The 12,981-nt window shown below is 67.4% G+C and carries 12 protein-coding genes; 5 read left to right on the forward strand and 7 right to left on the reverse strand.

Translation table 11 applies throughout. From position 1 onward, the window contains the following. Positions 1-23 precede the first annotated feature (23 nt). Positions 24-2,132: an ice-binding family protein gene (locus GTW51_RS12400; RefSeq protein ID WP_163044245.1), complete on the forward strand. Its 2,109-nt coding sequence runs from the start codon at positions 24-26 to the stop codon at positions 2,130-2,132. A gap of 55 nt (positions 2,133-2,187) precedes the next feature. On the opposite strand, the gene GTW51_RS12405 is transcribed toward GTW51_RS12400, so the two are convergent. The 7 genes from GTW51_RS12405 to GTW51_RS23925 form a co-directional block, all read right to left on the reverse strand. Then, a complete protein-coding gene (locus tag GTW51_RS12405; RefSeq protein WP_163044246.1) occupies positions 2,188-2,847 on the reverse strand; it encodes a septation protein A in 660 nt (219 codons plus the stop codon). Positions 2,848-2,936: 89 nt separating this feature from the next. Continuing rightward, positions 2,937-4,298 carry a signal recognition particle-docking protein FtsY gene (gene ftsY, locus GTW51_RS12410; protein WP_203566053.1) on the reverse strand — a complete coding sequence of 454 codons (1,362 nt, stop codon included), beginning with the start codon at positions 4,296-4,298 and terminating at the stop codon, positions 2,937-2,939. After that, positions 4,295-4,609, reverse strand: coding sequence for a hypothetical protein (locus tag GTW51_RS12415; protein ID WP_163044248.1), 315 nt, complete (start codon positions 4,607-4,609; stop codon positions 4,295-4,297). Before GTW51_RS12415 ends, ftsY begins: the two co-directional genes overlap by 4 nt. Further along, positions 4,602-5,927, reverse strand: a complete 1,326-nt coding sequence (gene mtaB, locus GTW51_RS12420) for a tRNA (N(6)-L-threonylcarbamoyladenosine(37)-C(2))-methylthiotransferase MtaB (protein ID WP_163044249.1) — start codon at positions 5,925-5,927, stop codon at positions 4,602-4,604. The genes GTW51_RS12415 and mtaB overlap by 8 nt, the downstream gene beginning before the upstream one ends. Then, a complete protein-coding gene (gene dapF / locus GTW51_RS12425; RefSeq protein ID WP_163044250.1) occupies positions 5,927-6,835 on the reverse strand; it encodes a diaminopimelate epimerase in 909 nt (302 codons plus the stop codon). The genes mtaB and dapF overlap by 1 nt, the downstream gene beginning before the upstream one ends. A 72-nt stretch (positions 6,836-6,907) precedes the next feature. Then, positions 6,908-7,204 (reverse strand): hypothetical protein, encoded by a 297-nt coding sequence (locus tag GTW51_RS12430; protein WP_246233046.1) that lies wholly within the window; start codon positions 7,202-7,204, stop codon positions 6,908-6,910. Between the two features lie 208 nt (positions 7,205-7,412). Next, a complete protein-coding gene (locus GTW51_RS23925) occupies positions 7,413-8,501 on the reverse strand; it encodes an endonuclease/exonuclease/phosphatase family protein (protein ID WP_203566049.1) in 1,089 nt (362 codons plus the stop codon). A gap of 462 nt (positions 8,502-8,963) precedes the next feature. On the opposite strand from GTW51_RS23925, the gene ffh reads away from it, so the two are divergent. From ffh to GTW51_RS12455, 4 genes are all read left to right on the forward strand, one after another. Continuing rightward, a complete protein-coding gene (ffh, locus tag GTW51_RS12440; RefSeq protein ID WP_163044251.1) occupies positions 8,964-10,532 on the forward strand; it encodes a signal recognition particle protein in 1,569 nt (522 codons plus the stop codon). Then, the gene (locus GTW51_RS12445; RefSeq protein WP_163044252.1) at positions 10,529-10,873 is read left to right on the forward strand and encodes a chorismate mutase; all 345 of its coding nucleotides are present in this window, start codon (positions 10,529-10,531) and stop codon (positions 10,871-10,873) included. The genes ffh and GTW51_RS12445 overlap by 4 nt, the downstream gene beginning before the upstream one ends. 1 nt (position 10,874) lies before the next feature. Next, positions 10,875-11,306 (forward strand): 30S ribosomal protein S16, encoded by a 432-nt coding sequence (gene rpsP / locus GTW51_RS12450; RefSeq protein WP_163044253.1) that lies wholly within the window; start codon positions 10,875-10,877, stop codon positions 11,304-11,306. A 110-nt stretch (positions 11,307-11,416) separates the two neighbouring features. Continuing rightward, positions 11,417-12,919, forward strand: a complete 1,503-nt coding sequence (locus tag GTW51_RS12455) for a sensor domain-containing diguanylate cyclase (RefSeq protein ID WP_163044254.1) — start codon at positions 11,417-11,419, stop codon at positions 12,917-12,919. Positions 12,920-12,981: the final 62 nt, after the last annotated feature.

A 12,981-nucleotide genomic window follows, 5' to 3' on the forward strand; every position in this document is an offset into this window, starting at 1 on the left:
ATAGGGGAAATTCAGGGGTTCGCATGATGAAGGTACTCGCTGGGGTAAAACTGACCATGGCCGCTTTGGCGGTCATTGGCGCAGGGGAAACGCGGTCGCTGGCACAGAGTCTCGACAGCTTCGGTGTGCTGGCGGGATCCACGGTCACCAATACCGGGTCCACCGTTATCAACGGCAATGTCGGCGTCAGCCCAGGCACCGCGGTCGTCGGTTTTCCGCCAGGCATTGTGAACGCACCCTACGCGACGTTCCTCAATGATGGTGTCGCGGTTCAGGCGCAGATCGACCTGACGAACCGGTATGTCGACCTATTCAATCGGCCGGCAACGATCAATCTCTCCGGGCGGGATCTAGCCGGGCTGACCCTGTCACCCGGCGTGTTCAAGTACGATACCTCGGCGCAGCTCTCTGGGACGCTGACCCTCGACGCGCAGTTCAATCCGAACGCCGTCTTCATCATCAATATCGGCAGCACGCTGACGACGGCGAGCACCTCGACGGTATCGCTGATCAACGGTGCGCAGGGTGCTAATGTATTCTTCGTGGTCGGAAGCTCGGCGACGCTCGGCACCGAGACGACGCTGGCCGGGCAAATCCTCGCCCTGACGAGCATCACGCTCAACACCGGCGCCGACATCCTCTGCGGTGCCGCTTTGGCCCGCAACGGCGCGGTAACACTGGACACCAACAGGATCACGGTGTGCCCGGCAGTGACCGTGCCGGTGGTTCCGGTGGTGACGCCGCCGGTCGTGACCCTGCCCGATGGCACGCCCGTCGTCGTGGTTCCGCCCGGCACGCCGGTGGCGACGCCCCCGGATGGCACCCCCATAATCACCCTCCCAGACGGCACGCCGGTGTTCATCCTGCCCGACGGCAGTATTGCGATCGTGGCTCCCGTGGTCCTGCCGACTCCCGCGGCCGTCTCCGTCGCTGACGGCATCGATTCGTTCGTTGCCGGCGGCGGCGAGTTGCCGCTGGTCTTCCGCCTGTTGACGCCCGCGCAGACCGTCCTGGTCCTCGAGCAGTTGACCGGCGAGGTCGCCACGTCGGTAGCGCCGGCCGGCCGGCAGGCGATGAACTCGTTCATGAACGAGGTCTTCGACCGCATGAACGAGGGACCCTACGCCCCCGAGACCGTCCCTGAACAGCCGGCGCCGCCGGCCACGGTCCGGGTTCTCGGCTATGGCCCGGAGGCCGGCACGACCCTGCAGATGCTGGGCGGCGTCGCCATGTACGGCGCGCCGGTCGCAGCCCCGCCGCCTCAGACGAAACCCTGGAATGGCTGGATTGCCGGCTACGGCCAGGAGACCCGGACCGACGGCGACAGCTATTGGGGATCGCATGACCGCGAAATCGACACGGTGGGCGTCGCCGTCGGCATCGATTACGCGCTGACCCCCGACACGATTGCCGGCTTTGCCGTCGGTCTCGGCCGGAGCACTTTCGGGCTCGACGGCGCCAGCGGTTCCGGCGAAAGCGACATGGTGCATGCGGCGATCTACGGTCGGACCAATTTCGATGCCGCCTATGTCGCGGCCTCGATCGCGGTCGGCTACAGCGACGTGTCGACGGAACGCGACCTGACGATCGGCATAACCGAGCGCTTCGATGCCGACTTTTCCGCCTGGAATCTCGCCGGCCGGGTGGAAACCGGCTATCGCTTCGATGTCCCCGAGATCGCTGTGATACCGGGCCGCGGGTGGTTCACGCCTTATGCCAGTCTGCAGGTCCAGCAGTATTATACGCCGGACTACAGCGAGACGTCGGACAGCAATTCGGTCTTCGTCCTCGACGTCGACTCGAGCGACTCGACCGGCGTGCGGACCGAACTCGGCGCCCGGTTCGGCCAGATCATCCCGCTCTCCGACGATGCCACGCTCAAGCTGCGCAGCCGTCTTGCCTGGGCCCACGACGAAGTGTCGGGACAGACCCTCGACGCGAGTTTCCGGGCGCTGCCGGGGTCGGACTTCCAGATCAAGGGTGCCGACGAGTCCGGCGATTACCTGCTCGCCTCGGCGGGAGCGGAAGTGGCCTGGTCCAATGGGCTGGCGGTGGGTGCCACCTTCGACAGCGAACTCTCCAGCGACTCCACCACGCTCTCCGGCATCGGACGGGTCAGCTACCGCTGGTAGGAACAACTGCCGGCGGGGGCGACCCCGGCCGGCACAGACCGGCGGCGCGGGTGCCTTAGCTCTTGCCCGCGTCCGCGACCTTCGGCTCCAGCGCATGCCGCTTCAGCAGCGGGATCTGCGTCAGCATGAAGACGATGGTGATCGGCATCGTCCCCCACACCTTGAATGCCACCCACGCATCGGTCGAGAAATTCCGCCAGACGACCTCGTTCAGCACCGCGAGGAACAGGAAGAACAGGCCCCAGCGCAGCGTCATCTTGCGCCAGCCTTCGGCATCGAGCTTGAAGGCCTGGTCGAAGACGTAGCCGAGCAGCGACTTGCCGAAGGCAAGGCCGCCGAGCAGGACCGCCCCGAACAAGGCGTTGACGATGGTCGGCTTCATCTTGATGAAGGTCTCGTCCTGCAGCCACAGGGTCAGCGTCCCGAACACCAGCACCACGGCGCCGGACACCAGCGGCATGATCGGCAGGCTGCGGGTAATCGCCCACGAGACCGACAGCGAGATCGCCATCGCGGCCATGAACAGGCCGGTCGCGATGAACAGCGGTCCGCCGAGTTCATGCAGGACGGGAAACGCTTCGGCCAGCTGGTCGCCGCGCGAATTGGCGAAGAAGAAGACCAGCAGCGGCCCGAGCTCCAGCGCGAATTTCAGGAGCGGGTTCATCTCCTTGCGGGCAGGACTGTTCGGGTCTTCTTCGAGGATGTGGTCGCGCATGGAAACTCCGTGTTCGGCGTGGCTATCGGCGCGGAAGCCGGCAAATGCGAGGCATCGCCGGAACAATCCTGCGTGCGTCGTCGCCGGCGCTACGCGTCGGCCGTCGTGCCGGCAATGGCGTCGGCAAAATCCTTCGCCCTGAACGGCTCCAGATCGTCGATCCCTTCGCCAACGCCGATGAAATACACCGGCAACTTGTGCTTGGCGGCAATGGCCACGAGGATGCCGCCGCGGGCCGTGCCATCCAGCTTGGTCATCACCAGGCCGTTCACCCCCGCGACGTTGCGGAAGATCTCCACCTGCTGCAGGGCGTTCTGGCCGGTAGTGGCGTCGAGCGTCTGCAGGACGGTGTGCGGTGCGTCCGGCTCGCGCTTCTGCAGGACGCGGACGATCTTCTCGAGCTCGGCCATCAGCTCGGTCTTGTTCTGCAGCCGGCCGGCCGTGTCGATGATCAACACGTCGGAATCGTTCTCGATGGCCCGGTCATAGGCCTCGTAGGCAAGGCCAGCCGCATCGGCGCCGATCGCCTTGGCAACGACCTCCGATCCGGTGCGCTCGCCCCAGATGTTCAGCTGCTCGACGGCGGCGGCCCGGAACGTGTCGCCGGCGCAGAGCGTCACCTTGAGCCCGGCGCGCGTCAGCTTGGCGGCGAGCTTGCCGATCGTTGTCGTCTTGCCGGTGCCGTTGACGCCGACGACGAGGATCACGTGCGGCTTCTTCTCGAGGTCGAGTTCCAGCGGCACCGCCACAGCCGTGAGCGTCTTCTCGACCTCCTGGGCGAGGATGCCGCGGACTTCGGCCCCCGAGACCGTCCGGCCGAAGCGGCCTTCCGACAGCCGGTCGGTGATGCGCAGCGCCGTCTCGAGGCCGAGATCGGCGCGGATCAGCACGTCCTCGAAATCCTGCAGCGTCTCCTCGTCGAGCTTGCGGGCGGTGAAGATCGAACCGATCGACCCGGACAGCTGGTTGGACGAGCGCGACAGGCCTTCGCGCAGGCGCAGCAGCCAGGGTGCCCGCACCGGCTCGGCGGGTGCCGCCGGCGCGGGTGCCTGCCGCAGCCGGAAGCCCGCGTCGGGATCGATGGTCGGACGGGCAGCGGGCGGCGCGAGCGGCGTGGCGGCTGCCGGCTCGTCGAAGCTCGGCTCAATCCGCTCGACGTCGGTCGGGACGGTCTCGTCGTCCTCGGGCGGCAGGTCTTCGTCGAGCCAGGAAAAGTCCGCCTCTTCCGCGTCCTCCTCCGGTTCGTGACCGTCGAGATGATCCGCGTCGGATGCCGGCGCAACGGGCGGCGCGACGGCCTCAGCCTCATCCGAGGGCTCCCGCGTCTCGCCTTCGACCGGGGGCACGCCCGGCTCAAGGAAGGAGAAGTCGACCTCGGCCGGCTCCGGCTCGGGCGACTCGAGGAAGGAGAAATCCGCGCCGTCCTTCTCGTCTTCGGGAAGTTCAGTCAGCCAATCGGAGTTTTTTTTTGAGCCGGGCCCGAGTGATCGTCGGATTTCGCGTCTGCCGCCGCCGCCATCTCGGCCAGCGGCGTGATGCCGCCGCCATCGTCGCCGGCACCCCCGTCGTTGGCGGCGCCGGCCTCGTCGTCGGCGACGGAACTGGCGGCCGCGACCGGGCGTACTTCCGGATCGGGCGATCCCGGCCGGCCATATTCGCTGTCCGAAGCGCGCGGCGTCGTGCCATGCTCGGGCGTGCGCTCTGCCTCCGTATCGGAGCCGAAGGAGAAGACGCGCCGAAAGAAGCTCTTTTTGTCAGCCATGGATCCCGTTCTCGGCTTGTGCAGCCAGTGTGGCGCGGGGAACATCGCCGTTCCACGGTCGCGCCTGCAGTTTTCCGTTCTCTTGTGCCGCAATGATAGCGTCGACGACGTCGCCGGGGAGGCCTGCGTCGATGCGGCAGTGGGTAAAGTCCTCGCAGCGGCCGCCGCCGCCGCGCTCGACGAGCACCGATTGGCGGGTGCCGACCAGGCGCCCCTGATGAGCCTTCAGCGCCGCGTCGCCCGTCGCGCGCAGCCGCGCGGCGCGTTCCTTGATCACCGGTCGCGGTAGTTGCGGCATGCGCGCCGCCGGCGTTCCCTCGCGCGGCGAGAAGGGGAAGACGTGAAGATGCGTCAGGCCGCAATCCTGGACCAGCGCAAGCGTGTTCTGAAACATCGCCTCGGTCTCGGTCGGGAAGCCGGTGATCAGGTCGGCGCCGTAGATGATCTCCGGGCGGCGCCCCCGCATTGTGGCGCAGAAATCGATCGCGTCCTGGCGCGTGTGGCGGCGCTTCATGCGCTTCAGGATCATGTCGTCGCCGGCCTGCAGCGACAGGTGCAGATGCGGCATGACCCGCCGGTCCGAGCCGATCGCCTCGACCAGCGCGTCGTCGGCCTCGACGGAATCGATCGAGGAAAGCCGCAGGCGGCGCAGCGCCGGCACGTGAACGAGGATCGCCTGCACCAGATCACCGAGCCGTGGCCGGCCCGGCAGGTCGGCGCCCCAGCTGGTCATGTCGACGCCGGAGAGGACGATCTCGTTGTAGCCGCTGTCGACAAGGCGCCGGATCTGGTCGACCGCCGCGCCCATCGGCACGGAGCGGGAATTGCCGCGCCCGAACGGGATGATGCAGAAGGTGCAGCGATGGTCGCAGCCGTTCTGGATCTGGACGATGGCGCGGGCGCGACCCTCGATCGCGTCGACCATATGGCCGGCGGTCTCGGTGATGCTCATGATGTCGTTGACGCGGATCTTTTCCTCGGTGCCGACGCCGAAATCCGGCAGCGCGCGATAGGCGTCCGCCGAAAGCTTGTCGGCGTTGCCGATCACTGCGTCCACTTCGGCCATCGCCGCGAAGCGGCCGGGCTCGGTCTGCGCGGCGCAGCCGGTAACGACGATCCGGGCCTCAGGGTTGTCGCGGCGGGCGCGGCGGATCTGCTGGCGCGCCTGGCGGACGGCTTCCTCGGTGACGGCGCAGGTGTTGAAGAGGATGGCCGGGCGCGCGTCGCCGCCAAGGCCGGCGGCCTCGGCCTCGCGCCGCATCACCTCCGCCTCGTAGGTGTTGAGGCGGCAGCCGAAGGAGACGATCTCGACCCCCATCAGGCCGGCACCGGCTCGCCGTCGCGTTCGAAGACACCGGTCGCCGGGTCGAGCCTGCCTGACCATTCCCATTCGGCCGGACCGGTCATCATCACGTGGTCGTCGTCGCGCCACTCGATCAAGAGGTCGCCGCCGGGGACGGTGACGGTGACGGTCCGGTCGGTCCGGCGGGTGCGCGCGGCCGAGATGGCTGCGGCGCAAGCCGCCGAGCCGCAGGCGCGGGTGAGGCCGACGCCGCGTTCCCAGGTGCGCAGCGTCAGCGCGTCGCGGCCGGTGACCCGGGCGATGGAAATGTTGGCGCGCTCGGGAAAGATCGGGTGGTTCTCGAGGATCGGCCCGAACCGGTCGAGCTCGTAATCCCAGACGTCGCGGTCGACCCAGAAGATCGCGTGCGGATTGCCCATCGAGGCGACGGAGGGCGAATGCAGCACCGGCGCGTCGATCGGCCCGATCTGCAGCTCGATCGCCCGCGTGTCGCGGAATTCCTCGGCCAGCGGGATCTCGTTCCAGGCGAAGTGGGGAATACCCATGTCGACGGCGATCAGCCCGTCCGGGCGTTCGCTGGCGGAGAGGATTCCGGCGCGGGTCTCGAAGGTGAAGTCGTGCCGGCCGGTCTCGGCGGACAGCGCCTGGACGACGCAGCGCGTTCCGTTGCCGCAGGCCTGGGCCTCGGACCCGTCGCGATTGATGATCCGGATATAGGCGTCGGTGCCTGGCGTCAGCGGATCGTGGATCGCCATGATCTGGTCGAAACGCGTCGCATCGACGGCGGCCAGAGTGCGCGCGGCATCGGCAGCAATGCGCGCCTTGCTGCCGCGCAGATCGGCGACGATGATCTCGTTTCCGAGCCCGTTCATCCGGGCGAACGGGACGAAACGCCCGTCAGTGGTTTCGGCACTCTCGGTCATCACGGCTATATGGCCGATCAACCCCGGAATTGAAAGGATCGGGACGCAGGGTCCCGATCCTTGGAGTATCGATCAGTTGGCCGGTGCCGGAGCGGGCGCTGCATTGCCACCTTCGGGAGTGACGTCGACGTCGGGCATGTCGACGTCCGGCACGTTGACGTCCGGCGCGTCGATCGTGACGTTGGTGTCGCCGCCGCCAGCGCCGCCGGTGAGACGGTCACCGAAGAGGAAGTAGCCGCCGACGACGATGACAACGATGAGCAGACCGGCGATCAGCCAGCCGGAGCCGCCGCCACCACCGCCGCCGCGGTCGTTGTTGACGATGACGGTGCGGTCGCGCTCGGGGCGCGTGTCGTGGGGGTCGGTCATGGAAATGGTCCTTGCGAGAAGCGGACCGGCGAGCCCGGATGCGGCCGAGACCCGCTGGCGTGATCCACAGAGGTCACGGCAAGGGGCGATGGTAACGCAACCCGGACGCGCCCGTTGCCGCGGCGTTCCTTCGGCGACAGAATGCCGTAGCCGGGCTATCGTTCCGCCAGCGACCTTTGCATTCTGCAACGATTGTCAGCGGCCACGATCACTTCTCCCAGTCGACGCCGATCGCGTCGCGATCGAGCTCCCTGGCTTCCTCGCGAATCTCGCGGCTTTCTTCCAGATCGGTCTCGTCCTTTTCCGGCGGCGGCGCCGAGTCGCCGGTCGACTGGGTCAGCGCCAGGCTGAAATACATCGGGAAATGATCCGAGCCGGTATAAGGCAGCCGACGCATCGACACGAGACGGAAGCGGGCATCGTGGAACAGGTGATCGAGCGGCCAGCGCAGGAACCAGAAGCGCGCGTCGAAGGAGCTGTAGAAGCCACGCCCGATGCGCGGGTCGAGCAGCCCGGAGAGCCGCTGGAAGAGGCGTGTCGTGTGCGACCAGGCGACGTCGTTGAGGTCGCCGCAGACCACCGCCGGCATCTCGTCCTTATCGACGAGATGCGCGACCTGCATGAGTTCACCATCGCGGCCGGCGGAATCGATGTGGGGGACCGGCGGTTCGGGGTGGACGCAGTAGAGTCGGAAGCTCCGGCCGTCGCGAAGCGTCACCGTGGCGATGATCGAGGGCACCTCGTCCATGATCAGGTCCTGCACCTGCACGTCCGCCAGTTCGAGGCGCGAATAGAGCGCCATCCCGTAAGCGTTATCCAGGGGTTGCACGACCTGGTGCGGCCGCCCTTCGCCGATCGGGGCGAGCGCATCGGTCCAGGCCTGGTCGACTTCCATGAAAAGCGCGATGTCGGGATTTGCGTCCCGCGCGATCTGGACGGTCCGGCCATAGTCGCGGTTCGACATTTTAACGTTGGAGGAGAGGATCGAGACGACGTTGGGGGCGTCGTCCGGGCCATCGAAGCGTTCCGACTGGCGCGGCCGGAGCGGGGTGAACTGCAGGATGCAGGCGGCCTGGACGATGGCGACGATCGCCTGGCCGGCCAGCAGGGTCCACAGCCATTGCGGGTCGTCGACCAGCCAGATCGTGAAGCCCGCGAGGACGACAGTCAGGGCGAGGATCTGCAATCGCGGGAAGGAGAAGGAGCGCACAAAGCCGTGCGCGATCCGAACGAAGGAAATGCCGGTCGCGGCGAGGAAGAGAACCGTGAGGACGGCAAGAACCAGGTGGGCGGTCACGTTCAGTTCCTTGCGCGGGGCGGGGGGGACGGCCCGCCGATGGGGATGGCTGCTGGACCGGCTGAACCGTCGCCTGCGATGCTCCGGGATGCCGCCCGGCCGGCCCGCTACGGTGCGAGACGGACGCTCTTGCGATCGGCCGGGTGTCGGCGAAGGGCTGCAGTCCCACCAGCAGCCGAAGTAGCGTAGACGCGTGACGGTTCCATTGCGGTCGCAGCCGGCGCGCGCAATGCCGACGAAATTTGACAATTGCCACCCGTTGGTGTTTCTGCCGACCCATATCCGCGACTAGCCGTCCGCGACACGCCGACCGGGTCCCTCTTTACGAGAGCCGCCCGGAGGTCACCATCCGCCAGCGATATTCGCCCGCGGATGACGCCTTGCTTTGTGCATGGTCCGTGTCGGGGAGGGCGAGCCGCACCACCTTCCGGTGAGACACCGGAAGGACGGAAGGAAGCCTCGATGTTCGATTCACTCCAGGACCGCCTCGGGTCCATCCTGAACGGCCTCACCGGCCGCGGCGCGCTGTCCGACAAGGATGTCGCCGCCGCGCTGCGCGAGGTCCGTCGGGCATTGCTCGAGGCCGACGTCGCGCTGGAAGTCGTCCGGGACTTCACCGACCGGGTGCGTGCCAAGGCCGTCGGCGCCGAGATCCTGAAGTCGATCAAGCCCGGCCAGATGGTCGTCAAGATCGTCCATGACGAGCTGATCGCGACGCTCGGCGAGACGCAGGTCCCGATCGATCTGAACGCGCCGTCGCCGGTCGTCGTCATGATGGTCGGCCTGCAGGGCTCGGGCAAGACGACGACGTCCGGTAAGATCGCCAAGCGGCTCACCGAGAAGCAGCGCAAGAAGGTCCTGATGGCCTCGCTGGATACGCGCCGGCCGGCCGCCCAGGAGCAGCTGAAGGTGCTCGGCGAGCAGACCGGCGTTGCGACGCTGCCGATCATCGCCGGCCAGGGCCCGGTCGAGATCGCCATCCGGGCCGAGCAGGCGGCCCGTCTCGGCGGCTACGACGTCGTCATCCTCGATACCGCCGGCCGCACGCATATCGACGAGCCGCTGATGGCCGAGATGGCCGAGATCAAGGCGCGCGCCAAGCCGCACGAGATCCTGCTCGTCGCCGACAGCCTGACCGGCCAGGACGCGGTGAACCTCGCCCGCTCCTTCGACGAGCGCGTCGGCATCACCGGCATCGTCTTGACCCGCGTCGATGGCGACGGGCGCGGCGGCGCGGCGCTGTCCATGCGCGCCGTCACCGGCAAGCCGATCAAGCTGATCGGTACCGGCGAGAAGATGGACGCGCTGGAGGATTTCCATCCGGCCCGCATCGCCGACCGGATTCTCGGCATGGGCGACATCGTCTCGCTGGTCGAGAAGGCTGCCGAGAACATCGACGCGGAACAGGCCGCGGCGATGGCCAAGCGGATGCAGTCCGGCAAGTTCGACCTCAACGATCTCGCCGACCAGATCCGCCAGATGCAGAAGATGGGCGGCATGGGCGGCATGATGGGCATGATGCCCGGCATGGGGAAGATGAAGGACCAGATGTCGGCGGCCGGGCTCGACGACAAGATGCTGAAGCGCCAGCTCGCGGTGATCGGCTCGATGACGCCGAAGGAGCGGGCCAATCCCGATATCCTCAAGCACTCGCGCAAGAAGCGCATCGCCGCCGGTTCCGGCACCTCGTCCGCCGAGATCAACAAGCTCCTGAAGATGCACCGCCAGATGGCCGACGTCATGAAGTCTATGGGCAAGGGCAAGGGCGGCATGATGCAGAAGATGATGGGCGGCCTCGCCGGCAAGATGGGTCTTGGCGGCATGCCGGGCGGCATGGGCGGCGGGATGCCGGACCTGTCGAAGATGGACCCCAAGGAACTCGAGGCGATGGCCCGCGCGGCGCAGGGCGGTGGCGGGATGCCCGGAATGCCCCGCGGCATGCCGCCCGGCTTCGGTGGCATGGGCGGCGGCCTGCCGGGACTGCCTAGCGGCGCGCCGCGGCTTCCCGGCCTGCCGGGGAAGAAGAAATGACCGTCCTGCCGACATCCGGCTGGGACGAGGCCGACCCGAAGGCCCGGCTCGCCACGCTGCGCCGCTCGATCGATAATATCGACGCCGCGCTGATTCACATCCTGGCCGAGCGCTTCCGCTGCACGAAGGTGGTGGGCGCGCTGAAGGCCGAGAACGATTTGCCCCCGGCCGATCCGGCCCGGGAGCGAGAACAGATCGAACGGCTGCGCCGGCTCGCCCTCGAGGCCGAACTCGATCCGGAATTCGCGGAGAAATTCCTGAACTTCATCGTGAAGGAAGTCATCCGCCACCACGAAGCCATCGCCGCCGCGCGCGGCATGCCATCATCGACAGGAGAATGAAATGCCACTGAAAATGCGTCTTGCCCGGGCCGGCTCGAAGAAGCGCCCCTACTATCACATCGTCGTCGCCGACGCACGCAGCCCGCGCGACGGCCGCTTCGTCGAGCAGCTGGGTTCGTGGAACCCGCTGCTGCCGAAGGACGCGCAGCGCGTCACGCTCAAGGAAGACCGCATCAAGCATTGGCTCGGCGAAGGCGCGCAGCCGACCGACCGGGTGCTGCGCTTCCTCGACCAGGCGGGCATCGCCAACCGTCCCGAGCGCAAGAACCTGACCAAGGGCCTGCCGGGCAAGAAGGCGCAGGAGCGCGAGGCCGAGCGCAAGCAGCGCGAGGAAGACGCCGCGACCGCCGCTGCCGAGGCCGAAGCCGCCAAGAATGCGCCGGTCGAGGAAGAGGCGCCTGCCGCCGAGGAAGAGACCGCTTCCGCCGAGTAAGCGTCGGACCAGTTTCGGCTGCAAGTTGACGGATGTGAGTGGACGGCGCCCCAGGGCGCCGTTCCCGTAAGTGGGCCTGCGTCATGCGGGCCTGGCGTGAGGGTGCGAACATGCCGCCTGCCGAGACCCCTTCGGGGCATCTTCCCGGAACCGATGCCTTCGAGCTGGCTCCCGTGCCGCTCTGGCTGGAGGATTTCAGCGGCGTCAAGGCGCTGCTCGACGACTGGCGGGCAAGCGGCGTCACCGACCTTCGGGAGCATCTCGCCGCCGATCCCGAGCGGGTCCGGGAGGCCGCCCGCCGCATCCGCGTCATCGCCGTCAATCAGCGAACCCTCGAGCTCTTCGAGGCCAAGAGTTTCGCTGAACTGTCGGATAATCTCGACCAGGTGTTTTCCGGCGACATGCTGTCGACCCATGTCGACGAGCTTGCGCAGCTCTGGGAGGGGCGCGACGCCTTCACCAGCCTGGCCGTCAACTACACGCTCTCCGGCCGCCGCCTCGACGTGCAGCTGAAGGCGCGCATCCTGCCGGGTCACGAGGCCGACTGGGGCCGTGTCCTGATTGCCACCGAGGACGTTACCGAGCGCGAGTCCGGCCGCCGGCGGGTCGCCGAAAGCGCGGCTTTCGCCCGCGGCCTGTTCGAGCATTCGCCGATCTCCCTCTGGGTCGAGGATTTCAGCGTCGTCAAGCGGCTGATCGACGAGGTGCGCGAGCGCGGCGTCGTCGATTTCCGCACCTTTCTCGACGTGCATCCGGATTTCGTGACCCGCTGCATGAGCGAGATCAGGGTCATCGACGTCAACCGGCACACGCTCGAACTGTTCAAGGCGCCGGACAAGGCGACGCTGCTCGCCCGTCTTGCCGACGTGTTCCGCGACGCGATGGAGCAGCATTTCCGCGAACAGCTGGTGGATCTGTGGCAGGGCAAATTGTTCCAGCAGCGCGAGGTGGTGAACTACTCGCTGGAGAACGAGGAACTGCATGTCCACATGCAGTTCTCCGTGTTTCCGGGCTACGAGTCCGACTGGTCGCTGGTGCAGGTGGCGCTCGCCGACATCACCGCCCGCAAGAAGGCCGAGGCCTATCTCGAATATCTCGGCAAGCACGACATCCTGACGCGGCTCTACAACCGCTCGTTCTTCGTCGACGAACTCAATCGTCTGGAGCGCAAGGGTCCGGAGCCGATCACGCTGGTCGTGGCCGACCTCAACGGCCTGAAGGACGTCAACGACACGCTGGGCCATGCCGCGGGCGACGCGCTGCTGCGGCGGGCCGGCGAAGTGCTGAACGAGGCGGTGGCCAAGCCGAGCCACGCCGCCCGGATCGGCGGCGACGAGTTCGTGGTGATGATGCCGGCCAGCGGCGCCGAGGAAGGCGCCAGGATGATCGAGTCGATCCACGAGCTGGTGGAGGTGAACAACCAGTTCTACCCCGGCACGCCGCTGTCCTTCTCGCTCGGCATGGCGACCGCCGAGCCCGGCGAGCGGCTCGAGGACGCGGTCCGCCGCGCCGACCAGCAGATGTATGCTGCCAAGCGGGAGCATTATGCCAACGCCGACCGCAACCGGCGTCAGGACGGGTCGGGAGAGCTTCCCGCGGCGGCGTCGGGATAAGCCCGCCATGCCGGACTTGCCGAAACCGCGCGATCCCGGCATGGATCGGCGCCTGCCACCAG

This window comes from Aurantimonas aggregata (assembly GCF_010500835.1).
Lineage (GTDB): Bacteria > Pseudomonadota > Alphaproteobacteria > Rhizobiales > Rhizobiaceae > Aurantimonas > Aurantimonas aggregata.

Bases quoted from the DNA above. Each gene is read 5' to 3' on its own strand.
- mtaB (WP_163044249.1), bottom strand. From the start codon at position 5,927: ATGGGGGTCGAGATCGTCTCCTTCGGCTGCCGCCTCAACACCTACGAG.
- dapF (WP_163044250.1), bottom strand. From the start codon at position 6,835: ATGACCGAGAGTGCCGAAACCACTGACGGGCGTTTCGTCCCGTTCGCC.
- GTW51_RS12405 (WP_163044246.1), bottom strand. From the start codon at position 2,847: ATGCGCGACCACATCCTCGAAGAAGACCCGAACAGTCCTGCCCGCAAG.
- ffh (WP_163044251.1), top strand. From the start codon at position 8,964: ATGTTCGATTCACTCCAGGACCGCCTCGGGTCCATCCTGAACGGCCTC.
- GTW51_RS12400 (WP_163044245.1), top strand. From the start codon at position 24: ATGATGAAGGTACTCGCTGGGGTAAAACTGACCATGGCCGCTTTGGCG.
- GTW51_RS12455 (WP_163044254.1), top strand. From the start codon at position 11,417: ATGCCGCCTGCCGAGACCCCTTCGGGGCATCTTCCCGGAACCGATGCC.
- GTW51_RS12445 (WP_163044252.1), top strand. From the start codon at position 10,529: ATGACCGTCCTGCCGACATCCGGCTGGGACGAGGCCGACCCGAAGGCC.
- GTW51_RS12415 (WP_163044248.1), bottom strand. From the start codon at position 4,609: ATGGCTGACAAAAAGAGCTTCTTTCGGCGCGTCTTCTCCTTCGGCTCC.
- rpsP (WP_163044253.1), top strand. From the start codon at position 10,875: ATGCCACTGAAAATGCGTCTTGCCCGGGCCGGCTCGAAGAAGCGCCCC.
- GTW51_RS12430 (WP_246233046.1), bottom strand. From the start codon at position 7,204: ATGACCGACCCCCACGACACGCGCCCCGAGCGCGACCGCACCGTCATC.